This is a genomic window from Pontimicrobium sp. IMCC45349, assembly GCF_047219225.1.
In the GTDB taxonomy this organism is placed as follows: Bacteria; Bacteroidota; Bacteroidia; order Flavobacteriales; family Flavobacteriaceae; genus IMCC45349.
This window is the reverse complement of the sequence record NZ_CP178208.1, coordinates 3,306,525-3,331,459: the sequence shown is the minus strand read 5'-3', so window position 1 is coordinate 3,331,459 and position 24,935 is coordinate 3,306,525. Positions and strand designations below refer to the sequence as shown.

Here is a 24,935-nt window from a genome sequence, read left to right as displayed (position 1 = left end):
TTTAATTTTTAAATTTAACTACTTATAGTTAAATATTGTATAATTTAATTACAAATACCTTACCAAAAATGATTCCAAAATATAACAAAGTCCACAATAAATTCAAACTAAATAATTACCACTATACAAGTGACAGTTTAATGGAAGTTGCTTATAGTTTCGTTAAGGAAGGCGATGATTATGAAAAAGAGATGGGGAATTTTCTTTTGGATTGGATGGATGATAATGATTATGTAGAAGTTAATACATCAGGATCTACAGGTAAGCCTAAACGTATTAAATTAGACAAGCAAGCTATGGTATATTCAGCTATTGCTACTGGAGATTTTTTTGGATTAAAACCAGGGGACTCAGCGTTACATTGTTTACCAGCAAACTATATAGCAGGAAAAATGATGTTGGTTAGAGCTATTGTTTTAGGTTTAGAAATTGATGTTGTTACTCCAACATCGTATTCGTTAGATAGTGCCTATAGAGCCTCTTACGATTTTTGTGCTATGGTACCAATGCAGTTAGAAAATTCGTTAGTTAATATTAATAGAATTAAAAAACTTATTGTAGGAGGTACAGCAGTACCAAAACATCTAATTGATGCAATTCAAAAAATACCAACTCAAGTATATGAAACTTTTGGAATGACTGAAACCATAACACATATAGCAGCACGACCATTAAATCATGTAAGTGCTCCACAACATTTTAAAGTATTTCCAAATGTAACAATTAGTAAAGATGATAGAGGTTGTTTGGTTATTGATGCGCCTCATTTAAATGCTGATAATATTGTTACTAATGATGTAGTAGAAATATATTCAACAAAAGAGTTTAAAATATTAGGACGAGCAGATAATGTCATCAATTCAGGAGGTGTAAAATTGTTTCCTGAAGTTATAGAATCAAAGTTGGAATCTCAAATTCAGTCACGATTTTTTGTAGCTTCTGAAAAGGATGACTTTTTAGGACATGCTTTAGTTTTAGTTACGGAAGGCAAGCAAGAAATTGATATAAATTCTTTTGAAGGTCTCGATAAATATGAAATGCCTAAACATGTATATTATGTAGATGCTTTTGTTGAAACAGAGACTAAAAAAATAAAAAGACGTGAAACTCTAGAATTAATAAAAAAGTGAGTTTACTCACTTAAAAGTAGTGTTCACTCATTGTTAGTTTTTCTGTTAAATGTTTGGTTGTAAGTTTATTGTAGCTTAAAACCAAACCAAAATGAGAAAGTATATCACATTAGCATTTTTCTTGATATTATCAACTTCTATAAATAGTCAAGAACTAAATATTGAAACTAAATCGGTTTCTATCGATAATCTAATAACTTTTATTATAGAAACTATTCAACCAAAACTTGAGGAAACAGTATCACCTTCTTATAATATGACATTTTTGCTTCAAACTCCAGCAAATGGTTTGATAATTGAAGATAAAGTAATATTAAAGCAAGCCTTTAAATTAATATCTAAAAGATTAGATGAAGATGATAAAATTGCAATTATTGCCTATTCTGGAGTTAATGGTATTGCTTTAAAACAATCTGATCCAAAGGACTTAAAAAAAATATTATATACAATTGATAATATACAATCAAGTATTAAACAATTTCATGAAGATGGAATAGAATTGGCTTATGGATACACTAAAGACAATTTTATCGAGAATTCTAAGAATATTGTTGTTATGATAAGGGTTCCTAATAGCAAAGATAATAGTGGGGAGAGAGTAACAGGGCAAAATATTCAAAAACCAAAAAAGAAGAATAATGCTGTGCTAATAACTGCTTTGGCATTATTACCTGAGATAATTTCAGTAATTAAAGATTGATGAAGTATTAGTTAATAAAACATTGTAATAAATATCAATAATTGAGATTGGTTAGTTTTTTTGTTTAATTGATATTTATGGAGGCAACTTGGTTTTCAAGTTGCCTTTTCTTTTTATTTAAACAGCCTTCTATTTTTGCATTTTAAAATAGTAGTCGGCTGAACGTTTTCCAGAACCATAAATTAAGAATAGTATACTAAGAATTAATACAATAACTGATATAGCTAGTTCTGAAGAATTAGCTTCAGCACCAAAATTAATGATTACAGCACCAATAATTATCGGTAATTGCGCTATTATTGACCACCTTGTTAGTAGCCCAAAAATAATTAGTAAACCTCCAATAAGATGAGCTGGTGCTACGTAATGAATAATAATAACATTTCCGGCTAAACTTTGAAAAGGTTTAAGCAAATCAATCAAAACTTGAGTATTTCCCATAAAGGTTAATCCTTTATAGAATAAAAAAGCACCTAATGCAATGCGAATTAGGTCAATAGGAATGTATGTGTGTCTATTGGCCCATTTGTTTAAAGACTTAACAGTATCCATAATAGTTTTTTTATTTGATTACCTATATAAAATACTGAAAAATAGTGATATATGAAAATTTGGCGTTTAATCGTATATCATATTATGTGAGTGAAATGATGTAATATTTGAAGTAGTATTTTTAAACTGAATGAACAGGATATGTAGCTAAATAAAAACCACCTAATCCAGTTAAAATTAAAGCAGAAGACATTAAGTATCTTGGATGATATTTATCTGCTAAAGGGCCTCCAAATAAATAAGAAAGTAAAGCAACTACACCATAAGTAGAAAAACAATAGCCTAATTGTTCATTATTAATATTTAAGCTTTCTAGGAGTGTAGGTCTAAAAATCCTTGCTAAAACAAAAGGTAAAATAAAAACAGCCTCACCACATAATATTAAAATAAGGATGATGTAAAAAGGTTGTTTTTTAGCTTTTGTTTCTAACATTAAACTTGTATCACTCCTAAGTTAAAAGGTTTTTCAATAGGAGCGTGGTTAGCTGCTTCTATTCCCATAGAAATCCATGTTCTTGTATCTAAAGGGTCAATGACTGCATCTGTCCAAATACGAGCAGCAGCATAATAAGGTGATACTTGATTGTCGTATCTAGATTTTATTTTGTTGTATAATGCTTCTTCTTTTTCAGGTGTAATTTTTTCTCCTTGTTTTTCTAATGACGCTTTTTCTATTTGTAGTAATACCTTTGCAGCAGATTTTCCACTCATTACTGCCAATTCTGCACTAGGCCACGCAACAATAAGTCTTGGGTCATATGCTTTTCCACACATAGCGTAATTTCCAGCACCATAACTATTACCAATAACAATCGTAAATTTTGGTACAACCGAGTTACTTACAGCATTAACCATTTTAGCACCATCTTTAATAATGCCTCCATGTTCACTTTTACTACCCACCATAAAGCCAGTAACATCTTGTAAGAATACTAAAGGAATTTTCTTTTGATTACAGTTTGCTATAAAACGTGTAGCTTTATCTGCACTATCATTATAAATAACACCACCAAACTGCATTTCTGCTGGTTTTGTTTTTGCGCCTTTTGTTTTTACTATATGTCTTTGGTTGGCAACTATACCAACAGCCCAACCATCAATACGTGCATATCCAGTAATTATAGTTTGACCATAACCAGCTTTATATTCTTCAAATTCCGAATTATCAACCAAACGCTTAATGATTTCATTCATATCGTATTGGTCTGCTCTAGATTTTGGTAAAATACCATAGATGTCTTCTTGGTTTTCTTTTGGTTTTTGTGCTGAAACTCTATTAAAACCAGCCTTATCAAAATCACCAATTTTATCTACAATATTTTTTATTTTATCTAATGCATCTTTATCATCTTTAGCTTTATAGTCTGTAACACCACTAATTTCACAATGCGTAGTTGCACCTCCAAGTGTTTCGTTATCAATGCTTTCTCCAATTGCAGCTTTTACAAGGTAACTTCCCGCTAAAAATATACTTCCTGTTTTATCAACTATTAAGGCTTCATCACTCATAATAGGTAAATAAGCACCTCCAGCAACACAGCTTCCCATAACAGCTGCAATTTGAGTAATTCCCATACTGCTCATTACAGCATTGTTTCTAAATATTCTACCAAAATGTTCTTTGTCAGGAAAAATTTCATCTTGCATTGGTAAATAAACACCAGCAGAATCAACAAGATAAATTATAGGTAGTTTGTTTTCAATTGCTATTTCTTGAGCACGTAAATTCTTTTTTCCTGTAATAGGAAACCAAGCTCCTGCTTTAACAGTAGCATCATTTGCTACAACAATACATTGCTTCCCTTTTATGTAACCTATTTTAACTACAACACCTCCAGACGGACAACCACCATGTTCTTTATACATATCTTCTCCAGCAAAAGCACCAATTTCAATGCTTTTTGATTTTGGATCTAACAAATAGTCAATACGCTCTCTAGCAGTCATTTTTCCTTTGGAATGATGCTTATCTATACGTTTTTGGCCACCACCAAGTTTTACTTTTGCTAAACGCTTTCTTAAATCTGATACTAAAAGTTTATTGTGATCTTCGTTTTTATTGAAGTTAATGTCCATAGTTGCTTTTTGTTTGCCACGAATTTACAAAACAAGTTCATGTTTATAAAGTGAAATTTTTGTTAAATAATATAACATGGAAATATATCCCTTGGAATATATTATTTTTTTATTGTATATTTGCATTGTAATTTAAACATAACATTATGAAACGAGATAAAATTATATTTTACGTATCAACAGGTTTATTAACCTTATTAATGCTTTTTTCAGTAAGCATGTATTTCTTTAAGCATGATGATATATCTGCTGTATTTACAAGTTTTGGTTATCCAACTTATATTATTTATCCTTATGCAGTAGCAAAATTATTAGGATTGTTTGCACTTTGGAATCCAAACTTTAAAGCAATCAAAGAATGGGCTTATGCAGGATTTTTCTTTGCTTTTATATTAGCATTTTTTGCTCATTATATGATTAATGATGGTGAACAAGGTGGAGCAGTTATGGCTTTAGTATTGTTAATAGTATCTTATATTTTTAATAAACGAATAAATAAATAATTCTATGAAAAAAATAATTGCATTTGCAGGAAGCAACAGTAAGAACTCTATTAATAAACAATTAGCTACATATGCAGCTAATCAATTGAATGATGTAATTGTTGAAGTTTTGGACTTAAATGATTTTGAATTACCATTATATGGTATTGATTATGAGGTTGCTCATGGTATCCCAGATAATGCACATACATTTTTAGAAAAAATAAAATCTTCTAATGGTATTGTTTTGTCTTTAGCTGAGCATAATGGTGCATATGCTACCGTTTTTAAAAATATTTTTGATTGGATGTCTAGAATTGATGGAAAGTTATGGAGTGATGTTCCAATGTTATTAATGGCTACTTCACCAGGAGGTAGAGGAGGAGCAACTGCTCTAGAAATAGCAAAAGGTCGTTTTCCATACATGGGAGGAAATATTGTTGCTGATTTTTCTTTACCATCATTTGGTCAAAATTTTTCTGAAGATGGTATATTAGATGCCGAATTAAAAGCAAATTTTAACATAGCTATAGAAACATTTCAAAAGGCTATATAAGTAAGGTTTATGGGCGATTTTTCTAAAGATATTAATTCTAAGTTTCCAAATAATAAGGTAAAAGCTTTGTTAAATATTGTTTATACAGCTAATTGGTTGAATAGTCAACAGAATGCTTTTTTTAAGCCTTTTGGGTTATCACCACAACAATATAACATTCTTAGAATTTTAAGAGGAGCGGGAGAACCTCTAAAAGTGCAAACTATTAAGGAGCGTATGATAGAAAGAGCGCCTAATGCTACACGTTTAATGGATAAACTATGTGATAAAGATTTAATTGAAAGAATTGCTTATCCAAGTGATAGACGTGTAGTACATATAAATATTACTAAACAAGGACTTCAATTATTAGATGATATTTCTAAAGAAATGAAAGACGATTATATTAATAACCTTACCGAAGAAGAAGCAGGACTTCTTAGCGACTTGCTTGATAAAATTCGCTAAAAAAATTTATTAATTTATTTTCCTAGGAAAATATTAAAAACGTAAATAATGAAACTAAATACAATAAAAAGGGTAGGTAGAAGTGATTTTGTTAATATGGGACCAATAGAATTACGTCAACCTATACCAACAAAAGATATAGAAATGATAGATCCATTTATATTATTGCATCACTATGGTCCTTATAAAATTGATGAAAATAATAACCCGTTTGATTTAGGACCACATCCACATCGTGGGTTTGAACCTATTACATTTTTAATTCAAGGAGAGCAATTACATAAAGACTCTTTAGGAAATGAAAGTATTGTTAAATCTGGTGATGTACAATGGACAACTGCAGGTAGAGGAATCATTCACTCTGAAGGACCAACAAAAACATTTGTTCAACAAGGTGGTACACTAGAAGGAATTCAATTATGGTTAAATCTTCCTTCTGAAAAGAAAATGATTCAACCTAATTACCAACATGTAAAGAGCGAAGATTTTAATGTAATAGAATCTGAAGATGGAAAGATTAAGATCCAAGTAATTGCAGGTGTTTTAGATGGGAAATCTGGTAAAATAACTACACAAACTTCTGTAAATGCATTTATGATTGATATTGAAGTAGGAGGAGAACACTATTTAAATATACCAAAAGAACATCAGTCTCTTTTATATTTATTAAATGGTAATGTAGATGTTAATGAAGAAAATTTGGTAGAAAATGAAAATCAATTAATTGAATTTAATACTGATGGAGATGGTTTTAAAATTGTAGGAAAAGCAAAGAGTAAATTACTATTCTTATCAGGAAAACCATTTAAAGAAAAGGTAACTACTTGGGGACCATATGTTATGAATACTCAAACAGAGATAATGGAAGCCTTAAGAGATTATCAAATGGGCAAAATGGGATTTTTACCAAGATAAATTAAAGCACCTAAAAAGGTGCTTTTTTTATTTAAAAAAACGATATTTGTAGTTATGCTAACTAAAAATAGAATATAATGGCAATGAATAAAAATACAGTCTTAGCTTGGGCTACAACCATCATGGTTTTAGTAGGTTTAGGACTAATTGCATTAGGAGCTTTTAGATATGATGATGTTGCAGGATGGGGATTTGCTGCAGTTGGATTTGGTTTCTTTTGTATTGCTTGGGTGTTTAATGCTTTAAAAGGACGTGTGTAATGAGTGACGATAAAAAAATAATTTTCTCAATGTCTGGTGTAACAAAGACTTTTCAAAGTGCAAATACACCAGTTTTAAAAAACATTTACTTGAGCTTTTTCTATGGAGCTAAAATTGGAATTTTAGGACTTAACGGTTCAGGTAAATCTACATTATTAAAAATCATTGCTGGAGTTGATAAAAACTATCAAGGCGATGTGGTATTTTCTCAAGATTATTCAGTTGGATATTTGGAACAAGAACCAAAGCTTGATGAGAATAAAACTGTTATGGAAGTTGTTAAAGAAGGTGCTGCAGAAACAGTGGCTGTTCTAGATGAATATAACAAAATAAATGACATGTTTGGTTTAGAAGAAGTATATAGTGATCCAGATAAAATGGAAAAGCTTATGAACCGTCAAGCCGAACTACAAGATCAAATTGATGCTTCTAATGCTTGGGAATTAGATACTAAATTAGAAATTGCTATGGATGCATTACGTACTCCTGATGGCGATAAAAAAATTGGTGTACTTTCAGGTGGTGAGCGTCGTAGAGTTGCTTTATGTCGTTTACTATTACAAGAACCAGATGTATTATTACTTGATGAGCCTACCAACCATTTAGATGCCGAATCTGTACATTGGTTAGAGCATCACTTAGCACAATATAAAGGAACTGTTATTGCTGTAACGCACGATAGATACTTTTTAGATAATGTGGCTGGTTGGATTTTAGAACTAGATAGAGGTGAAGGTATTCCATGGAAAGGAAATTATTCATCTTGGTTAGATCAAAAATCTAAGCGAATGGCACAAGAAAGTAAAACAGCTTCTAAGCGTCAAAAAACGTTAGAGCGCGAGCTTGATTGGGTGCGTCAAGGAGCTAAAGGTCGTCAAACAAAGCAAAAAGCACGTTTGAAGAACTATGATAAGCTAATGAATCAAGATCAGAAACAATTAGATGAAAAATTAGAGATTTATATTCCTAATGGACCACGTCTTGGAACTAATGTTATCGAAGCTGTAGGTGTAAGCAAAGGATATGAAGATAAATTGCTTTATGAAGATTTAAATTTCAATTTACCTCAAGCAGGAATAGTTGGTGTTATTGGTCCAAATGGAGCTGGTAAAACAACCATTTTTAGAATGATAATGGGTGAAGAAACGCCTGATAAGGGTGAGTTTAAAGTGGGTGAAACTGCTAAAATTGCTTATGTAGATCAAAGTCATTCCAATATAGATCCTAATAAAACGATTTGGCAAAACTTTAGTGATGAGCAAGAGTTAGTCATGATGGGAGGAAAACAAGTTAACTCTCGTGCTTATTTAAGTCGTTTTAACTTCTCAGGAAGTGAACAAAATAAAAAGGTTAACTTACTATCTGGTGGTGAACGTAACCGTTTGCATTTAGCAATGACATTAAAAGAAGAAGGTAATGTATTGTTATTGGATGAGCCAACAAACGATTTAGATGTTAATACTTTAAGAGCATTAGAAGAAGGTTTAGAAAACTTTGCTGGATGTGCAGTAGTAATTAGTCACGATAGATGGTTCTTAGATAGAATTTGTACACATATACTTGCTTTTGAAGGTGATTCTCAAGTGTATTTCTTTGAAGGTAGTTTTAGTGATTATGAAGAGAATAAGAAGAAACGTTTAGGTGGCGATTTAATGCCAAAGCGTATTAAGTATAAAAAATTGATTAGATAATTCATCGATATATTAAAACAAAAAAGGCAGCTATTTAGCTGCCTTTTTTGTTTTAATTATTGTCATATAAATGACCTTCTCTAAAATCTTTATACGTTTTTTCTGTATCTGTGGTTGAGGTAGCCTTTTTACTTAAGCGTTCATTTTCTGCTTTTAGTTTATAAGACTTTCTAATACCTAAAATCAATAAAGCAAGAAAAAAAACTACCGTTATAACTAATACTTTAACGATACTTAATTGCTCTATTAAGGGTAGAGAAATGTTGAGAGATTGAATAGAATTCAATAACATGATAGGTTTTGATTTGGGTTAATAGCACGTCAAATATAACGCTTTTATTTTACTAAACAATTAAAAATGAATATTTTATGACTAGTACCATTTTAACAAGTGCACATCAATTTTCTTGTTCTTTTTATTAATTATCTTTTTAAATTCATTTACATCACTTAGTCCATCTGTACCTCTATAATGGTAAGGGTATACATGTTTAGGTTTAAAATCTAAAACAGCATCAGCAGCATTTTTAACTGGCATTGTCCAAGGTAAATTCATACAAACAAAAGCTCTATCTATATTTTTTAATTGTCTCATTTCAGGAATATCTTCAGTATCTCCAGAAATATATATGCGCTCATTATTAATAGTAATAACATAACCATTTCCACGACCTTTAGGATGAAATTTTAAAGCTTCTTCTCTTAAGTTGTACATAGGAACAGCTTCTAGAGTTAAGTTTTTTGAGATTTTAGAAATATCATTATTATTCATAACAATTGCATTCTTTTTTAAGCTAGAATCTAATTGTTTGTTTACTGCTTCTGGAACAATTAAGGTAGTGTTTACATTTTTTAACTCTATTAATGTTTTATTGTTAAAATGATCACTATGTATATCAGTGATTAGTATAAAATTAGGTGAGTTGTAGCTTTTATAGTCTTCTTTAATTCCAACAGGATCAATATAAATAGTAGTGTCTTTATACTCTAAAATCAAGCTACCATGAGAAATTGGAATCACTTTTATATTATCAAATTCATTATTTGAGTTTGTAGATTTTTTGTTACTACATGAAGATATTACAAGTAGTATTAAAATAAAGAAAATCCCTTTTTTATACATGCTATTAGTTTTAGGAAAAAATGAATAAATGTAACCATTGTTACATAGCAAAAATAAGTGATTTTTATCATGATTTTATACAGTGTTTGGTACTAATTTTATGTAATTAATTTTATTACTCATTAGAAATATTTGAGATAATAACAAATAGATAAATTATGAAAAATAGACTGTTTAAACTCATCGCTTTATTGTTTTCTTCATTGGTTTATGCGCAAGCTGGACATGTTATGCAAGGTGTTGGATCAGTTAATATGTCAATGGGTGGCGCAGCGACAGCGCAACCATTAGATATATCTGGAGCATTACAATGGAATCCTGCGTCAATCTCTAGTTTTGACGATAAAATTTTAAAACTAGATATAGGTTTGTTTTTCTCTTCTCCAGAGTTAAGTTCTAGCCTGCCTCCAAATATGTTATTTGATGGTTCTCCAGCAGTTTATGGTGTAACCAAAGATGATAGAGGTGTTTCTCCAATGCCAGCTTTAGCTTATGTTTGGGCAAAACCAGATAGTAAGCACACATTTGGTGCATCGGCATTTGGTATAAGTGGCTTTGGTGTAACTTTTCCTCAAGAGGATAATCTTCCTATGGACATGAATGGTAATCCAAACCCTAACTGGAATCCTAATAATTCAAATCCAATAAATTGGCCACAAGCATTGAATGGATTTGGACATATACAATCCGATTATATGTTATTGCAAGTAGGTTTAACATATGCCTATCAACTTACAGATAATATTTCAATTGGTGTTCAGCCCAATATAAACTATGCTAGTTTAGAGTTAATGCCAAATCCAACAGCTAATCCAAGTATGGTAGGTTATCCTTCTACAGATAAGGCTACAGCTATTGGTTTCGGAGCTCAATTTGGTGTGTATTATGTTTCAGATTTTGGGTTGAAATTAGGTGCATCATACAAGACAACTCAAAAGTTTAGTGATTTCGAATTTGAAAACACATATTTAGATGGTAGTAGTGCTAAGAGTAAATTTAATATGGATTATCCAGCTATTTTATCTTTAGGTATAGGATACTCAACAAATAGTTTTGATTTAGCGCTTGATTTTAGACGAGTAGATTATGAAAATACTGAAGGGTTTTCTAAAACTGGTTGGACGCAAACTGCATCTGTAGCTGGTTTTGGTTGGGATAACATATCTATACTTTCTGCTGGTATACAATATAAGGGCATTAAAAAATTACCTATTCGTTTAGGATATACATATAGTTCTAACCCTATTTCAAATGGCGTGGCATTTTATAATGTTCCTGCAACAGCTATTATTAAAGACGCTTATCAATTTGGTTTAAGTTATAAACTTAATGATAGATTTAATATAGATGGTGTTTACCATTATGGAGTAAGTGATGGTAAAACCACTGGACAAATGCTATCTCCAATGCTGGCATCACAAACTAACCCTTTAGGAGCTATTCCAGGATCAACAGTATCTTATGATATGAACACTTCCATGGTTATGGTTGGAGTAAGTTACACTTTTGATAATAAGTAGTTTTGTTTAATTAATTATAAAAAGCGGTTTTTAATAAAGTTAGAAATCGCTTTTTTTATTTCTAATTTTAATTGTAACATTTATACAAAAAAATATACCAATATTTTGAGCAGTTTATTTTAAAACTCCCTTTTTTTTAACGAAATTGCTTATCCAAAAAATTTGTTCAACCATTATAATTCAATACAATATGTCTGATGATTTTGATTTATTAGAAACAAACTCTAACGAAAAACAACAACAAGTCGATGTTAATTGGGGAAAAGCTATTGACCAGATGAAATCAAAACTGGCTCAAGAAGATGATCCTGAAATGCGACAAAAAATATTAAATGCTACGTTAGATGATGTAGTACATATGGCAGAAAAAGATAGAACTTCTTTACTAGATGCTATAAAGGATTTAACAGATTATCAAGACGAAGTAGGTATTATTTTTGAAAACTTTTCATCATTAAATGCAGACGAGCAAAAGATTATTGATAATGCTATTAAACGTTTAGAACGTGCAAGAGTAGAATTAGAAGATGCCGAAAATAAACCAGATACTTGGTGGAATAACCTTTGGGGGCGTAAGAGTAAAATAAAGAAAGCTCAAGACGAATTAAAAGCGGCTCAAAAAACACGTGACGAAGCTGATAATAAGGCAAAAGCAATGTTTCAACAGCGTATAGAAAGTGCAGACATTCAAACACTATTAAACGAATTATCATTTAAGAGTCAAGCTGCTGTTAAGCGCTTAAAGGATAGAGAAGTTGAAATTAAGGAAGTGGAAGATAAGCTTCAAGATGCTATAGTTGAAGCTACAAAAAATCACACAAAAGCTTTAGAGAAGAAAAAAGAAGTAGAAGCTAAGCTAGAAGAGCAATATGCATTATTAAAACAAGCACGTCAAGAACTAGAAGAAGTTGTTGACAAGCAATCTGCTGAATATGCACAAGCTGTTGGTAAAGTTACCGAGTTAGAGCAAAAAGTAGAAGAATTAGAAGGCCTTAAAAATGCATATACAACATTAGCAGCTTCTAAGGACAGTTTTGTACATAAGCACAATTTAACTATTAAAGTATTAACTTCTTTAAGAAGTAATTTACAAACGCATAGAGCAAAACTAAAGTCAGATACCGAAGAACGTTTAAAGTACTATGATGGTTATGTAGTAGCTTTAAAAGCACGTACAGATCAAGAGTTTGCTGCTATATTAGAGCATTTAGGTGTAAAAACTGATGAGCATATTGGAGAAACATTAGCATCAATGCATACTGCATCGGCTAAAGCTAGACAGGAAATGATGGATAATATCCCAGTACATGAAAAAGTGATGCAAGGTGTTTACAGTAGTTATGCTGAAGCATTACAAGAAATAAGAGCAAAGGATGTAGAAATTCAAAAGAACTTTGCAGATCGTTATGGTATCGATATGAAAGAGATTTTTGAAGATTATTATAATGCAGAAAACAATGTACCAACTGGCGATGACGGTGGAGATGATGCTCCAGCTCCAAAACCAGAAGGAGAAGACGATTTATTATCTTAAACAATAAAGCGCTTCTATTTTAGAAGCGCTACTTTTCTAAACTTAGTTAAAGTTTTATTCACTTAACATATTTATAGCCATATGAAGAAGATGAGTATAATCTCAATATCTATAATATTATTTTCTGTTTTAGTAGTAATATTTATAACCTATTCAAATAATCATAACGAATGTGAGACTAAAACTGAATCTACTATTGGAGTTAATGGTGAAACAATTATCACTGAGATTCATGTTTGTAAAGAAAGGTATAACATATAACATATTATTCAAAAATGTCCATTAACCACATAGTTACACCTCTAGATTCCGCACAATTAGATTCTAAAGAGCAGTATATGTTTTATCATAAAATGATTGACTTTGCTTTAAAGGAATTAATTGTAGCAGTGCAAAGACATGAGCTTTGTAATTATAGAGAAGTGGAGCTTTTTAAGCAGTATAGCGATTTATTATTATACTCTATTGAAGCAATGCGTATTAAGTATATGTATGACGATGAGGATAATATGAAAATAGATTTAACTGAGTCTGGTTTTCCTAATTATTTAGAGTTTAGATACCTATTTAATGATTTAGAACTTAGAAAAACGTTTATCAGTAAATTAAAAAGTACAGATGAGGTTAAAACAGAGTTTTTAGATACGCTATTCAGAAAAAAAGAAGCTATAAAAAGAGATAAGCTTTTTGAAGCAGCTTCAATAGTTTATTATACTACCGTAAGGCAGAAATATATTTTTAACCGTTTTGTACAAGGAAAAATAATCCATACACCTAAAGAAGTACCTTCCGAATTATTAACGAGTTGGAGTTTCTATGATGTAGCCAATAATAGACCATATATATGTTTTATGTACTTTGACTACAAAGGAAAGCGTATAGATGACCATAAGCAAGAGCTTTACGATGTACTAAAGGTTACTGCAGATAGAGAAATGTCTTTGGATACTATGGCGTATACTATTGATAGAAAACTTCCAGAGATTCATCCAAGACATATAAAACGTATTGATTTAGGGCCTATACATAATGTATTTGCTAAAGATGAAAATAAAATTACTCATGCCGTTTTAGAAGGCATTAGTAGAAAAGAGTTACCTCTGGAGTCTTATGTCGTTTCTTTAAAAATAGACGAAATATTCTCTAATGGTGAATTTAGAGATGGTAGCTTTTTTAATAAGCAAACCCTACAAAAATGGAGTGATATAGTCAAGCATCGTTATGTATTTGCGCCTCATAGAATGATTCAGATGTTGTATAACAAAACACCTGAGGTAATAAATAAGCTTGCTAAACCACCAATTCAAGTAGCAGATTTAAAAAACAATTAATTTAAAATTGTGAATTAACATATGGAACATAACTCAACATTTCCAATAAAACAAAACGAACTGGACATGCTTCGTGACGAAGCAACTTCATATATAAAAAGTGTACAGTGGGAACAAGGTCAACGTGCTCGTAATAAAGAGAAGGATGTAAAGGATGAGTCTATATTGCTGTATTTATCAAGAGCTAATGGAGGCAGTGGAGCATCTTCCAATGTAACATCTGTATCAAAAACTATTTTAGCATTAAAAAAGCGTCTGTTACCAGATTCGGTAGCAATACCATTAAAATTAAACCAGACACTTTATGCCGTTCAAGAAGGAATTGCTTTAGGTATTTGGATTAAGGATAGTTATTACGATGCTTCTGGATTATCTAGTTTAAGCGAGCGTAAATCGAGCTTAGATAATTCTGGTAAACGTGAATACGAAAGTAAAATGCATACTGCTACTGCTTTTATGTTATTTTCTATAGCATATAAGATTTTACATGATTTAAAACCTTTTGCTTCAGATGATTTGAGTGTCATGAAAAATAAGTTTGCTGGTATTCCTGAGTTGTCGTTAATGTCACCACTTAAGGGTTTGTCATGTAACTTATTTTATTATGATAAATATTTAAATCATCCAGATATAGTTACTTCAGATAAAGATGTTATAGATTTTTCGGTAGTTTATTTTGAAGCCATTATTGATGAGATACAATTACGAAAAAATGCTTTAGAGTATACCGAAACAATAGTTGATAGAACATATAAACTTGAAAATTCAGAATTTGCAATCTCTGGATGGAATAATGTTTTTGCAGGTACAGCAAAAAGCGTAGAATTCAATCAAATAAAGTTTGAACAAATTGTAGGTAATAGAGATGCAAAACATTTTGCGCGTCGTTTAACCGAGCGTATGTTAAGTTATGATTTTACCGAAAAGAAAAATCCATTTCAAGAATTAGGTGGTTTTATGCCTGTTTTTATGGGTTATGGTATTCCTGGAACAGGAAAAAGTATGCTTATTGCAGCTATAGCAACAAGATTAAAAGAACATTGTGATAATTTAGATATACCATTCTTATTTCATCCAATGCCAGATACTTTAATTAGTACATTTCAAGGTGGTTCTGCCGAAAAAATGGTAGAATGGATGAAACCACTACAAGATCCAACAAAACTAATTTTTGCACCAATTGATGATGCTGAAAATAACTTGCAGGAGCGTACAGCTCAAGGTGTATCTGCTGGTGTTAAAGAAGTTATTGGTGTATTTCTTAGATATACTGAAGGTGCTTATGCTGTTAATTATGGTAACAGCTCTATAGGTTTGTTTACCAACTTGCCAGAAATGCTTGATAAAGCTGTTATTTCTCGTGTTCAAGGGCGATTTAAAATTGATGGCGCACGTACTGAACATGACTTTTTGGACCAAGACTATATATGGTGGAAAAAGTTTGAGAAGATCATGCCAAGTTTTGTAAATATGACAGGACCTGAAGGCTATGAATACTTACAAGATCAAGGTTTAGCGAGAAGTATGGGAGAAATCTTAAATCAAGTAGAAAAGCCATCAGAAGAACGTGTGTTAGAAACCTTTGAAAAGGTTGATAAAATGCATGATGGAAATGAGCACATGTTTTATGCGTCACTATATAAAGAAATTCAAAAAATATTTCCATTCTTTTCATCACGTGATGTACGTAATATACAATCGGCAATTTCGTTGCGTTTAACCGATTTTGATTTGGAAGACGATTGGTTTAATAATCCAGACATTTATTTCAAAAAAGATTACAACACTAAGTTTGGAATGTTACAAGAGTTGATGAAAGCTAATATGAAAGGCTTAAATTTCTCTGATATAAGGCGTCAAGAGGTAATAAGGTATTTAGATAATGTTGCAACTATTGCAGATACCGATTTTAAACGTAAAGTTGATAAGCGTATTAACCAAATGAATATTGAGTTAGAAGCTCGTGAACAATTTGATAAGAGAGGTTAATGAATGAAAAACCTTAAAAACATAACATATAATTTATTATCTGATGCTTGGTCAACACTACATCGAATAGATTACGATTATTTATTCAAAGATGGAAGTTGGAAACGACTATCAAGAGAGGCTTATAATAGAGGCAATGGCGCAGCAATTTTACTGTATAATAAAGAAAAACAAACGGTTATTTTAACCAAACAATTTAGAATGCCTGCTTATTCAAATAATCCAAATGATGGTATGTCTATAGAGATTTGTGCAGGTGCACTTGACAATAAAGAAAAACCTGAAGTTTGTATTATTCGTGAAGTAGAGGAGGAAGTTGGCTATAGAATAAGTTCAGCAAAACAAGTTTTAGAATGTTATATGTCTCCTGGAGCAGTTACAGAAAAAATGTATCTATTTATTGCAGAATGTTCTGAAGAAATGAAGATAAATGATGGTGGAGGTTTAGATAGTGAAGATGAAGAAATTGAAGTATTAAATCTCCCTTTTAAGAAAGTACTTGAAATGGTGGAAACTAAAGAAATTATTGACGCCAAAACAATATTATTAATACAATATGCACAAATAAATAAGTTGATGTAATGCAAAAGCTTAAAGTAGCAAATTTATATAGAAGCGAATTAATTCCTATTAGTGGTAAACTAATAGAACGTTATAATCTTTGTTTAGAAAAGTTAGGTTTTAAACCAACCAAGTTAACATCATTTTCTATTGATGGTATTGGATGGAGTCCAGAAATAGCCGAAGAAAAACAAGATATGCATTACCTTAATCATGGTGATGCAAACCCTCACGCCATAATAGTTTCTCCTCAACAAAAAGGAAAACCTGTATATGTACCAACACATACTTTTGATAGAGACATCATGAAAGAAGTGTTTAAGGTGCATGGAGAGGCGATAAATAATATTACTAGAGATTGTGCTATTTGTTTAGATTTTGATCAAAATATTGATGCGTTTTACGAACCGTTGGATGTTTTAAAATACGACGATGTTATTGTAAACTTTAGTTTAATAAATAACCTTGACAAAGTGCAGCAAGAGCAACAAGCATTAATAGATAAATTTAATACAGGAAATAATTTTATTGATGAGGCTATACATCAACAGTTATTAGATTCGGCTAGGACTTATGGTGATTTAAGAAATAGAAAACTAACTTTAGAACCAGTTAGGTTTAAAACGAATTCATTTTTTACAAAGGCATTTGGAGGCATTTACTTGCTTAGAGATTTTATTTCTACTATAGTTGTTTTTGAGGATGAAGATGCTCACAAAGAAGCTATAAAAGATACAATACACGATGTGTTAATCTACCATATATCGCAACCAGAATTGATTCATAAGCTTAACGACCATTTAATAATTGAGTGTGATTTAGAAAAAGTAGCTGAGACAAAGCGTTATGAACGTATTAAAAAAGTTATGTTTTTTAATGAATTAGGAGAAACCGAGCATAATATTGATGAGATTTTAACAGACAAAGTACTTACTAGAAGATATCTTAACTCAATTGATGCTAAAGCTTTAAAACGAGTAAATGGAGTTGAGATTTATTTAGAACGTATTGAGCGTAGTAACACTTATAAAATTCAAGATTTAGTTACAAATAACTTTTATTTCGCATTACATCAGCCACATTCGTCATTGGATGTAAAACACCAAGATTTAGTATGGAAGTTATTAGTTAATGTTTCTCCTCTAGATGTCCTGTTCTTATATTGGTATGATAAAGAGCAATTCTATAATTCATATAGTGATTGGAAACCATCTTATCAAGATTGGGTAATACAAACCATAAGTAGTAATATATAGATTTTGAGATGGTTAAGTATTTTTTGTTAACTTTAAGAAAAAATCAACCATGAAAAAATTTTTATTACTACTAACTATTTGTGCATTTGTTTGGTCATGTTCAGATAGTAAAGAAAAAGAAGAATTAGAAGGAACTTCACTAACAAGTCGCCTATTAGCACCAAACAATGTTGACCCAATTTTTGATGCCAAAGTAGTACTTACTAAAAATGGTCAAGTACTTTCAGAAACTACAACAGGAATTGATGGTTACTTTACAGTTAATAACGTACAATCTGGTACGCATACAATTTCTATTACCAAAGGCTTATTTTCTGCCGAAAGAACTTTTGATGCAGACGAGTACGAAGATGAAATCCTTGATTTTATTTTAGATAATTTACCAAACATTGCAGTTGTTACTGGTCATTTTGATAATATTCAATCAGTATTATATGATATTGGATTAGTAAATCCAGAAACAGGAGAGCCCTTATTTGATATTATTGATGGCGTGTCTTTTGAACGTTTAAGCTCTAGTCATGGACATCATGGTAATGCTCAAGTAAGTAGAACAAACGAATTTTTAGTGCCTAACGTAGACTTCTCATTTGGAGATTTAATAAGCGATCCATCTATGTTAGCACAATACGATGTGGTATTCTTAAATTGTGGGTTAACAACTTCTCAATTAGAACATAGTTCAAATTTAACCGATTATGTTGCAAATGGAGGCGTATTGTATGCTACAGATTATGCATACGAGTATTTATTTGATGTTACTAACGACGGACAAGACTATATTACATTTCTTGATCCTTATAAGTCTGGTATTTCTTTACAAACAGAAGCAACCATTATGGATGCAGATTTAGCATTATGGTTAGAAATTAACTATGGAATTTCTGTTAATAACACTGTGCTTATTGACGAGTTCCTTTCTGCGTGGCAAGTGGTAGATTCATTTGACGATACAACTGTACTTAATTGGTTTAATGGCGAAGTTACTTATGGAACAAATGATGGTGAAGTTACCGAAAATAAAGACCTTATGTTTACATTTTTACATGGCGATGGTGCCATATTATATTCATCTTTCCATACCGAAAATCATGACGAAGGTTTCTCTGATGTAGATCGTATTATGGAATACCAAGTATTTAATTTAGGAGACCATTAAATAAGAAAAATATTGATATAAACTCTATTCATACTTGTGGATAGAGTTTTTTTATGTTTTAAATTACCGTAACATTATTTAATTTTTTTAGACTAATTTTATAAGTAGTAAACATTCATAATTATGGGACTAGAATTAATCGTATTTATTGCAGCAATTTTATTCGGAATTCTTTTGTATTGGAGAGAATCTAATGGTAATAAATTTTATCGTCTTGTAAATAAAATTGTAAACTCTAAAGAGTTACAAATGAAATCTGATGATAAAACTGGGTTTGTTTACAAGCAAAAGTTTTTATTAAGATTGGTCTATATAACAACATTATTTTTATTAGTGTCATTAGTATTTCAGTTTTTAACACCATTCAAACTTTTTGGTAGTCAAAATGGAATATCAATGTTTGTAACATGTATTATGGGAACACTAATTGGTAGTTACGTTGCCAATTTTGTAATTAAATCTGGTAAAGTAATAGAGGAGAAGAGTGACGATTTAAGCGATATTGTTAGTGATACTATTGAAAAAGGCAAAGAAGTATATCAAGACATGACTTCTAAAGAAGAAATTGATGATACACCAAAGATTGAAGAGACACCAAAGAAAAACGAAAAAAGCGCTCGTGAACGTTTAAAAGATAAAGGCTTGATGTAATTATGAATAGAATAAAGCTTGCTTATGTTATAATGATAGTTAGTATTGTATTAATGATTGCTCATTTAATAGTACTAGACTATTCAAATTTCAAAATTTTAGATTTATTAAGCCCTTTGAGCAATATATTACTAATATTAGCAATGTATTTTACAATTAAAGGCATAAAAAAGAACGAACAAAACTCAAAATAGAATATTAATGATAAAACGTTATTGGCAAAAAGGAACCAAACAAAAAGTAATTACTATATTATTAAGTTTAGTACTACTATTTTTCCTGTTTATTTTAAGAGACGATTATCAACCAGCATTGTTGTTTGTTCGTAAGTTCTTTTTTGTAATTCTTTTAATTAGTGCCATTTTATTATTTGGATTAAAAAAGTTTAGAACTACTCCAAGCTCAGGTAAACGTGTGGCTATTTTAGCAATTTTAGCATTAATATTGGGAGTTGTTTATGGTGTAGGTTGGCATTTTAAAATGTACGACTATATGAAAACGTATAATGTTTTCAATGACTTAAATAAAGAAGAAATTCATGAGTTACCTTTAACGCAAAACGAACGTATTCAGCCTCTGCGAAATATATTTTCAATGGCTAATGAAAGTGTAGGCGAAACAAAAGATGTGTCACTACCTCACTTAGTTAGAGTAGATGGAGAAAATAAATGGACGATGGCTATTCAACCAACAGAGAAATATGTGTGGCAAGGAATTAGTGATAATACCGAAGAAGTATTTTCAGTATCCAGTACAACGCCTTTTCCACGTTTCTCTAGCGATAATCGTATTCCTGTAACATTTTCTATTGGAGAATCTTTAAGATTTAGTAGAAACACATATAATGCTGTTGTACAGCGTTTTGGTTTATGGAAATTATTGTCTTACGAACCAGGAGATGTGTTTTATATGAAAAATGATAAAGGCGCTTGGGTTGAGGTGGTGAGTTTAATTAACTGGAAAGGATTCTTTTTTCCTTATCCAACCTTTGGAGGTGTTATGGTTATCGAAAATGGTGAACACGATTTTAACGATTATGTAGAGCGATTATTGATAGGTAAAGGCACTTATATAAGTCCTGAGGAAATGAAAAACCACGATTATCTATTACGTCAAAACACATTATCAGAACATGTATCACGTTTACAAGCAGAATCTTTAAAATTTCTTGGTGGTTTTAGCGATCCATTACCTTGGAAAATGAAAACAGCTGTTAAGATTCCTGATTTACCAGACGACCAAAATAAATTACCTTTTGTAACCGATTTTGATTTTACAGGAATTCCAACAGATGCTTATAACGGACTCTACCATTGGTTTGGTTTAGAACCAGTTGGAGATGAGCGAACAAGTTTAAGTTTTAGTGTGTTTATTCCAGCTGATGGTACTGATAAAATGTATTACTATGATCATGCTTCAAAAAAGCAAGGGTTTGCTGGTGTTTCGGCAATGCCTTTAAAAGTTATTGAGTCTCGAAAAGAATTTGATTGGTCTGTAAATAAACCTGTAGAGTTTAGACCATACATAAAAGATATTGCTGGACGCAAACGTATGTTTTTCTTAGGAACAGTATCTGCTGTTAAAGAAGGTTCAAACAATTTTGATGGTTCTGCTACACCAGATTTAGCTTTAATTGATAGTGAATATCGTGATGTAGTTTGGATAGATGCAAAACATCCAAGTCAATGGGATAAATTAGTCTACGAACAGCTTAATGAAGCATGGAGAGCTAGCGAAGGAATTGACCATTTCTTTGTGAAAGAAGAAAAAGATATTGATACTATTACTACTATTGTTGATACTTTAAAGGTTGTTCCTAAAGTAAAAGATAGTAAACAAGAAAAGATAGAAGCACTTCAAAGACAGTTAGATTCTTTAAAAAGTATAAATAGTAATTAACTTGGTTCAATAAATACAATAAAAAGCATCCTTTAGGATGCTTTTTTTATATGAATTCAAGTAACATTTCTTAGTGATTTTATACTAATAAGTAAATGAGTTTATGGCTGGTTATATGGGTTTTGGTATGCAAAGTTGGCTTTATAAAAAAAAGCCAAGGAAACCTTTTACCAAGAGAGGTAAACTTCCTTCGTATACGGCACTTCCAAAATATTCAAGAGAGTTTACAATAAAGCCTAAATCCAAAGAAAATAATAAACTTATTGGAGCTATTACTATAGGTATTATTCTTTGTTTTATTTGTTTAGGGTTTATCTATGAAGAGAAGTTTACTAACTATTCAAACGAATATTCTAAGAGTATAGAAGCATTTAATAAGAAAAAGGATCATGAAGCTTATATTTATTTAATTAGCAAAGCAACCGAAGAACTTAAAAGAGGTCAAACGCTAAAAGCTTATGATAAACTAAAAATTGCTGAAACTATATATCCAAACGATTACCAGCAAAAGCATTTAATGAAAGAAACATTAAGTATCCTTTGTACAAAAGATAAAAATTACTGTATAGATTTAGATAAATATTTGAGTGAAAATTAAAACATCAATTCCATCTTAATATTACTACGCTTATAAGGCGAGTTAGCTTCTACAGGTATTTCTACAAAACCATATTTTCGATAAATATAAATAGCATTTTCTAATAGAGTATTAGAGTAAAGCATTAAACCTTTGTGGTTATTTTGCTTAGTAAAGTTTATACAATGTTGCATTAATTGTTGACCAATTTTATAACCTCTATGTGTTGGAGAAACAGCCATTTTTGTAAGTTCAAAAACACTTGAGTCATTAGTAGGCATTAAAGCCACTGTACCAACTATAGCATCATCTAGCTTAGCAAAAAAGATATGACCTCCTTTGTTTATTATATAATCTAAGGGCTTACTTAATACTTCTTCGTCATAAGGTTCTACATAAAAAAAGGTTTTAAGCCATTCTATGTTTAAATTGTAGAAGTCTTTTGCATAGTCATTATTAAAATTAACAATATTAATTTCCATGACATCTAATAAAATCAGTAATTAAATAACTAATGAGTTTAGCAGTTTGATTAGCTGTTTTTTTTGAGCCTAACTTTGGTGCAGCTTCACATATATGCAAGTAAGCAGCATTATTATGGCTTCCAAAATAATGTAAAAATTGCCTTGTTTTATTAACGCTAAATCCAGAAGGTGTCATAGCGCTACTTGGTATTTGCTCTATAGCATCACAGTCAATTTCTATTCCAAAAGGCTTTTTACTAATAAACTCTAAAGCCCGTTTACATTCTTTTTTAAACTTTAACTCTTGTCTAATTTGTATGGTTTCAAAAGTATTGTACTGTACTTGCTTTTTTAATTTTGACATTTTTGTTAAGATATTATCAGAAGTATAGTTTTCATGAATACCATAAATAAAATACTTGTCTAAAAAACCTTCGGTAAATGCATAACTAAAACCATTTCCACTATGTCTTCCTTCTTCAGCTCTAAAATCGGTATGTGCATCAAAATTAATAGCGTTAATAGATGTATTTAAAGCTAGTGAGGTACCTTTTATATTTCCATAAGCATTGTTATGTCCTCCACCAATAATAATAGGCTTTTTACCAGCTTTAACAATGTCATGTACTAATTGTGAAACTTCTTTGTCAATATTAGCTACAGTAGCTCTTACCTTTTTTAAATCACTAAGTTTATTATGATTTAAGGTATCAATATAAGCTTGCTCCTCAGAAAAATCTAAATGACCTAAAACAGCAACTTTAGAACCATCATTAAACTTATTTTTTTGAGTGTTTAAAAGCGTTGTTAAAGCATATTCCCAAGCGCTTTCTGTTCCAGGTTTACCATTATTGCCAATAACACCGATTGACTCTGGAATACCAAAAATTACATATTGAACATCTAAATCTTTAAGTTGTTCGTATATATTGAAAGCATCGGAAATTAGTTGAATATGTTGACCAAACTTTGACTCACCAGAGCGTTTGTTAATAAGCTTATTTTTAGCTGTTTGAGTTAAGATATTTAGTTTTTTCATTAAAAAAAATAAACGAATAATTAGAAATACTAAAATACAATTAATTTACTTTGCTTAATATTAATAGCGTAATAATAATTAGAACTAGAAAAACATTTTAAACAAAACGACAACTATTATGGAAAACAAAAGTGAAAGTACAAATAGAGGGTTAAAAGTAATTTTAGGAATTGCAGTAGTATTACTTTTAGGTACAGCTTTTTACACTTATAAATTACAAAATGATAGTGCAGCTACCGAAAAACAATTAAAAGAAGAAAAAGCATTAGTCTTAAAAGATTTAAGTAGTATGGCTGAGCAATATGATGTAGCCATTGGTGAAAATGAAGTTGCAAATCAAAAATTGGTTGAAGCAAGAGAACGTATTAAAGGTTTAATAGATTCTTTAAAGGTTTCAGATAACAATGTTAAGAGTCTTTGGAGATATAAAAAGAAGTATTTAGCCTTACAAGAAGAAATGGATGTTTTACTAGCCGAAAATGATTCGTTAAAAGTTGAAAATGCATTATTAGCAACAACACTAGACAGTACACAATTACAACTTGAAGAACGTACTATGTATAACGATTCGTTACTAGCTCAAAATACTGAGTTAGCAGGTATTGTTGAAGGTGCAGCTATCTTATCTACTGTAGGTTTAAAAGGGTTTGGAGTAATAGAACGTAGTTCTGGAAAGCTTATTCCAACTGAGCGTGCACGTAGAGCAGATAAACTAAGAGTTTGTTATACAGTTACTAAAAATGCTTTGGTACAATCTGGAGATAAAGAGTTTTTTGTGCAAGTACTTGACCCTAATGACAATGTATTAGGTTTAAACGAACAAATTCAATTTGAAGACCAAGTATTAAATTACAGTTTAATTAGTAAGTTTAACTATGAGAATGGGAACTTAGATATTTGTGAGTTTGTAGAATCTAGTGGTGCAGATGATTTTGAAAAAGGACGTTACCTAGTTAATGTGTTTGACCAAAACAGATTAGTGTCATCTACTGAATTTTCTTTAAAATAATATTGATTAATTGA

General features: G+C 30.7%; 27 protein-coding genes. 20 read left to right on the top strand and 7 right to left on the bottom strand.

The window, feature by feature from the left end; all coding sequences use genetic code 11:
- Nucleotides 1-68 precede the first annotated feature (68 nt).
- Nucleotides 69-1,130 carry an AMP-binding protein gene (locus ACLII3_RS15325; RefSeq protein ID WP_412985343.1) on the top strand — a complete coding sequence of 354 codons (1,062 nt, stop codon included), beginning with the start codon at nt 69-71 and terminating at the stop codon, nt 1,128-1,130.
- A gap of 91 nt (nt 1,131-1,221) precedes the next feature.
- The gene (locus ACLII3_RS15320; protein WP_412985341.1) at nt 1,222-1,830 is read left to right on the top strand and encodes a hypothetical protein; all 609 of its coding nucleotides are present in this window, start codon (nt 1,222-1,224) and stop codon (nt 1,828-1,830) included.
- Between the two features lie 129 nt (nt 1,831-1,959).
- Here ACLII3_RS15320 and ACLII3_RS15315 read toward each other — a convergent pair whose 3' ends face one another.
- From ACLII3_RS15315 to ACLII3_RS15305, 3 genes are all read right to left on the bottom strand, one after another.
- Nucleotides 1,960-2,382, bottom strand: coding sequence for a DoxX family protein (locus ACLII3_RS15315; protein WP_412985339.1), 423 nt, complete (start codon nt 2,380-2,382; stop codon nt 1,960-1,962).
- 121 nt (nt 2,383-2,503) lie between these two features.
- Nucleotides 2,504-2,815, bottom strand: coding sequence for an MFS transporter (locus ACLII3_RS15310; RefSeq protein ID WP_412985338.1), 312 nt, complete (start codon nt 2,813-2,815; stop codon nt 2,504-2,506).
- Complete coding sequence (locus ACLII3_RS15305) at nt 2,815-4,458, bottom strand: acyl-CoA carboxylase subunit beta (protein WP_412985337.1); 1,644 nt, start codon at nt 4,456-4,458, stop codon at nt 2,815-2,817. Before ACLII3_RS15305 ends, ACLII3_RS15310 begins: the two co-directional genes overlap by 1 nt.
- Before the next feature lie 146 nt (nt 4,459-4,604).
- On the opposite strand from ACLII3_RS15305, the gene ACLII3_RS15300 reads away from it, so the two are divergent.
- The 6 genes from ACLII3_RS15300 (at nt 4,605) to ettA (ending at nt 8,809) form a co-directional block, all read left to right on the top strand.
- Nucleotides 4,605-4,961 carry a DoxX family protein gene (locus ACLII3_RS15300; RefSeq protein ID WP_412985335.1) on the top strand — a complete coding sequence of 119 codons (357 nt, stop codon included), beginning with the start codon at nt 4,605-4,607 and terminating at the stop codon, nt 4,959-4,961.
- Between the two features lie 4 nt (nt 4,962-4,965).
- Complete coding sequence (locus tag ACLII3_RS15295) at nt 4,966-5,496, top strand: NADPH-dependent FMN reductase (RefSeq protein WP_412985334.1); 531 nt, start codon at nt 4,966-4,968, stop codon at nt 5,494-5,496.
- 9 nt (nt 5,497-5,505) lie between these two features.
- Nucleotides 5,506-5,943, top strand: a complete 438-nt coding sequence (locus ACLII3_RS15290; protein WP_412985333.1) for a MarR family winged helix-turn-helix transcriptional regulator — start codon at nt 5,506-5,508, stop codon at nt 5,941-5,943.
- 48 nt (nt 5,944-5,991) lie between these two features.
- Nucleotides 5,992-6,858: a pirin family protein gene (locus ACLII3_RS15285; protein WP_412985332.1), complete on the top strand. Its 867-nt coding sequence runs from the start codon at nt 5,992-5,994 to the stop codon at nt 6,856-6,858.
- Between the two features lie 77 nt (nt 6,859-6,935).
- Nucleotides 6,936-7,118, top strand: coding sequence for a CAL67264 family membrane protein (locus ACLII3_RS15280; protein ID WP_412985331.1), 183 nt, complete (start codon nt 6,936-6,938; stop codon nt 7,116-7,118).
- Nucleotides 7,118-8,809, top strand: coding sequence for an energy-dependent translational throttle protein EttA (gene ettA / locus ACLII3_RS15275; RefSeq protein ID WP_412985330.1), 1,692 nt, complete (start codon nt 7,118-7,120; stop codon nt 8,807-8,809). Before ACLII3_RS15280 ends, ettA begins: the two co-directional genes overlap by 1 nt.
- A 52-nt stretch (nt 8,810-8,861) precedes the next feature.
- Here ettA and ACLII3_RS15270 read toward each other — a convergent pair whose 3' ends face one another.
- Nucleotides 8,862-9,101, bottom strand: coding sequence for a hypothetical protein (locus tag ACLII3_RS15270; protein ID WP_412985329.1), 240 nt, complete (start codon nt 9,099-9,101; stop codon nt 8,862-8,864).
- A gap of 81 nt (nt 9,102-9,182) precedes the next feature.
- The gene (locus ACLII3_RS15265; RefSeq protein ID WP_412985328.1) at nt 9,183-9,932 is read right to left on the bottom strand and encodes an MBL fold metallo-hydrolase; all 750 of its coding nucleotides are present in this window, start codon (nt 9,930-9,932) and stop codon (nt 9,183-9,185) included.
- 158 nt (nt 9,933-10,090) lie between these two features.
- Between ACLII3_RS15265 and ACLII3_RS15260 the strand changes: the two genes are divergently transcribed.
- From ACLII3_RS15260 to ACLII3_RS15210, 11 genes are all read left to right on the top strand, one after another.
- The gene (locus ACLII3_RS15260; protein ID WP_412985327.1) at nt 10,091-11,452 is read left to right on the top strand and encodes an OmpP1/FadL family transporter; all 1,362 of its coding nucleotides are present in this window, start codon (nt 10,091-10,093) and stop codon (nt 11,450-11,452) included.
- Between the two features lie 190 nt (nt 11,453-11,642).
- Nucleotides 11,643-12,986, top strand: coding sequence for a coiled-coil domain-containing protein (locus ACLII3_RS15255; protein ID WP_412985326.1), 1,344 nt, complete (start codon nt 11,643-11,645; stop codon nt 12,984-12,986).
- A 90-nt stretch (nt 12,987-13,076) separates the two neighbouring features.
- Nucleotides 13,077-13,247 (top strand): hypothetical protein, encoded by a 171-nt coding sequence (locus ACLII3_RS15250; protein WP_412985325.1) that lies wholly within the window; start codon nt 13,077-13,079, stop codon nt 13,245-13,247.
- Nucleotides 13,248-13,261: 14 nt separating this feature from the next.
- Nucleotides 13,262-14,317 (top strand): hypothetical protein, encoded by a 1,056-nt coding sequence (locus ACLII3_RS15245; RefSeq protein WP_412985324.1) that lies wholly within the window; start codon nt 13,262-13,264, stop codon nt 14,315-14,317.
- 21 nt (nt 14,318-14,338) lie between these two features.
- The gene (locus tag ACLII3_RS15240) at nt 14,339-16,306 is read left to right on the top strand and encodes an AAA family ATPase (RefSeq protein WP_412985322.1); all 1,968 of its coding nucleotides are present in this window, start codon (nt 14,339-14,341) and stop codon (nt 16,304-16,306) included.
- A 3-nt stretch (nt 16,307-16,309) separates the two neighbouring features.
- Nucleotides 16,310-16,888 (top strand): NUDIX domain-containing protein, encoded by a 579-nt coding sequence (locus tag ACLII3_RS15235; protein WP_412985321.1) that lies wholly within the window; start codon nt 16,310-16,312, stop codon nt 16,886-16,888.
- Nucleotides 16,888-18,123 carry a DUF6638 family protein gene (locus tag ACLII3_RS15230; RefSeq protein WP_412985320.1) on the top strand — a complete coding sequence of 412 codons (1,236 nt, stop codon included), beginning with the start codon at nt 16,888-16,890 and terminating at the stop codon, nt 18,121-18,123. The genes ACLII3_RS15235 and ACLII3_RS15230 overlap by 1 nt, the downstream gene beginning before the upstream one ends.
- Nucleotides 18,124-18,172: 49 nt before the next feature.
- Nucleotides 18,173-19,282, top strand: a complete 1,110-nt coding sequence (locus tag ACLII3_RS15225; RefSeq protein WP_412985318.1) for a carboxypeptidase-like regulatory domain-containing protein — start codon at nt 18,173-18,175, stop codon at nt 19,280-19,282.
- 123 nt (nt 19,283-19,405) lie between these two features.
- A complete protein-coding gene (locus ACLII3_RS15220; protein ID WP_412985317.1) occupies nt 19,406-19,933 on the top strand; it encodes a hypothetical protein in 528 nt (175 codons plus the stop codon).
- A 201-nt stretch (nt 19,934-20,134) separates the two neighbouring features.
- The gene (locus ACLII3_RS15215) at nt 20,135-21,832 is read left to right on the top strand and encodes a hypothetical protein (RefSeq protein WP_412985315.1); all 1,698 of its coding nucleotides are present in this window, start codon (nt 20,135-20,137) and stop codon (nt 21,830-21,832) included.
- A gap of 103 nt (nt 21,833-21,935) precedes the next feature.
- A complete protein-coding gene (locus ACLII3_RS15210) occupies nt 21,936-22,430 on the top strand; it encodes a hypothetical protein (RefSeq protein ID WP_412985313.1) in 495 nt (164 codons plus the stop codon).
- Here ACLII3_RS15210 and ACLII3_RS15205 read toward each other — a convergent pair.
- The gene (locus tag ACLII3_RS15205; protein ID WP_412985312.1) at nt 22,427-22,891 is read right to left on the bottom strand and encodes a GNAT family N-acetyltransferase; all 465 of its coding nucleotides are present in this window, start codon (nt 22,889-22,891) and stop codon (nt 22,427-22,429) included. The genes ACLII3_RS15210 and ACLII3_RS15205 overlap by 4 nt on opposite strands.
- A complete protein-coding gene (locus tag ACLII3_RS15200) occupies nt 22,881-23,912 on the bottom strand; it encodes a formimidoylglutamase (RefSeq protein WP_412985311.1) in 1,032 nt (343 codons plus the stop codon). The genes ACLII3_RS15205 and ACLII3_RS15200 overlap by 11 nt, the downstream gene beginning before the upstream one ends.
- 118 nt (nt 23,913-24,030) lie before the next feature.
- Between ACLII3_RS15200 and ACLII3_RS15195 the strand changes: the two genes are divergently transcribed.
- Nucleotides 24,031-24,921 (top strand): chromosome partitioning protein ParA, encoded by an 891-nt coding sequence (locus ACLII3_RS15195; RefSeq protein WP_412985310.1) that lies wholly within the window; start codon nt 24,031-24,033, stop codon nt 24,919-24,921.
- The last annotated feature ends 14 nt before the right edge of the window (nt 24,922-24,935 follow it).

Excerpts from the sequence above, each read along its gene's own strand:
- ACLII3_RS15320 (WP_412985341.1), top strand. The coding sequence starts at position 1,222 with ATGAGAAAGTATATCACATTAGCATTTTTCTTGATATTATCAACTTCT.
- ACLII3_RS15240 (WP_412985322.1), top strand. The coding sequence starts at position 14,339 with ATGGAACATAACTCAACATTTCCAATAAAACAAAACGAACTGGACATG.
- ACLII3_RS15200 (WP_412985311.1), bottom strand. The coding sequence starts at position 23,912 with ATGAAAAAACTAAATATCTTAACTCAAACAGCTAAAAATAAGCTTATT.
- ACLII3_RS15250 (WP_412985325.1), top strand. The coding sequence starts at position 13,077 with ATGAGTATAATCTCAATATCTATAATATTATTTTCTGTTTTAGTAGTA.
- ACLII3_RS15195 (WP_412985310.1), top strand. The coding sequence starts at position 24,031 with ATGGAAAACAAAAGTGAAAGTACAAATAGAGGGTTAAAAGTAATTTTA.
- ACLII3_RS15215 (WP_412985315.1), top strand. The coding sequence starts at position 20,135 with ATGATAAAACGTTATTGGCAAAAAGGAACCAAACAAAAAGTAATTACT.
- ACLII3_RS15210 (WP_412985313.1), top strand. The coding sequence starts at position 21,936 with ATGGCTGGTTATATGGGTTTTGGTATGCAAAGTTGGCTTTATAAAAAA.
- ACLII3_RS15325 (WP_412985343.1), top strand. The coding sequence starts at position 69 with ATGATTCCAAAATATAACAAAGTCCACAATAAATTCAAACTAAATAAT.
- ACLII3_RS15270 (WP_412985329.1), bottom strand. The coding sequence starts at position 9,101 with ATGTTATTGAATTCTATTCAATCTCTCAACATTTCTCTACCCTTAATA.
- ACLII3_RS15265 (WP_412985328.1), bottom strand. The coding sequence starts at position 9,932 with ATGTATAAAAAAGGGATTTTCTTTATTTTAATACTACTTGTAATATCT.
- ACLII3_RS15315 (WP_412985339.1), bottom strand. The coding sequence starts at position 2,382 with ATGGATACTGTTAAGTCTTTAAACAAATGGGCCAATAGACACACATAC.
- ACLII3_RS15220 (WP_412985317.1), top strand. The coding sequence starts at position 19,406 with ATGGGACTAGAATTAATCGTATTTATTGCAGCAATTTTATTCGGAATT.
- ACLII3_RS15255 (WP_412985326.1), top strand. The coding sequence starts at position 11,643 with ATGTCTGATGATTTTGATTTATTAGAAACAAACTCTAACGAAAAACAA.
- ACLII3_RS15295 (WP_412985334.1), top strand. The coding sequence starts at position 4,966 with ATGAAAAAAATAATTGCATTTGCAGGAAGCAACAGTAAGAACTCTATT.
- ACLII3_RS15230 (WP_412985320.1), top strand. The coding sequence starts at position 16,888 with ATGCAAAAGCTTAAAGTAGCAAATTTATATAGAAGCGAATTAATTCCT.
- ACLII3_RS15300 (WP_412985335.1), top strand. The coding sequence starts at position 4,605 with ATGAAACGAGATAAAATTATATTTTACGTATCAACAGGTTTATTAACC.
- ACLII3_RS15310 (WP_412985338.1), bottom strand. The coding sequence starts at position 2,815 with ATGTTAGAAACAAAAGCTAAAAAACAACCTTTTTACATCATCCTTATT.
- ACLII3_RS15290 (WP_412985333.1), top strand. The coding sequence starts at position 5,506 with ATGGGCGATTTTTCTAAAGATATTAATTCTAAGTTTCCAAATAATAAG.
- ACLII3_RS15285 (WP_412985332.1), top strand. The coding sequence starts at position 5,992 with ATGAAACTAAATACAATAAAAAGGGTAGGTAGAAGTGATTTTGTTAAT.
- ACLII3_RS15205 (WP_412985312.1), bottom strand. The coding sequence starts at position 22,891 with ATGGAAATTAATATTGTTAATTTTAATAATGACTATGCAAAAGACTTC.
- ACLII3_RS15280 (WP_412985331.1), top strand. The coding sequence starts at position 6,936 with ATGGCAATGAATAAAAATACAGTCTTAGCTTGGGCTACAACCATCATG.
- ACLII3_RS15225 (WP_412985318.1), top strand. The coding sequence starts at position 18,173 with ATGAAAAAATTTTTATTACTACTAACTATTTGTGCATTTGTTTGGTCA.
- ACLII3_RS15245 (WP_412985324.1), top strand. The coding sequence starts at position 13,262 with ATGTCCATTAACCACATAGTTACACCTCTAGATTCCGCACAATTAGAT.
- ACLII3_RS15235 (WP_412985321.1), top strand. The coding sequence starts at position 16,310 with ATGAAAAACCTTAAAAACATAACATATAATTTATTATCTGATGCTTGG.
- ACLII3_RS15260 (WP_412985327.1), top strand. The coding sequence starts at position 10,091 with ATGAAAAATAGACTGTTTAAACTCATCGCTTTATTGTTTTCTTCATTG.
- ACLII3_RS15305 (WP_412985337.1), bottom strand. The coding sequence starts at position 4,458 with ATGGACATTAACTTCAATAAAAACGAAGATCACAATAAACTTTTAGTA.
- ettA (WP_412985330.1), top strand. The coding sequence starts at position 7,118 with ATGAGTGACGATAAAAAAATAATTTTCTCAATGTCTGGTGTAACAAAG.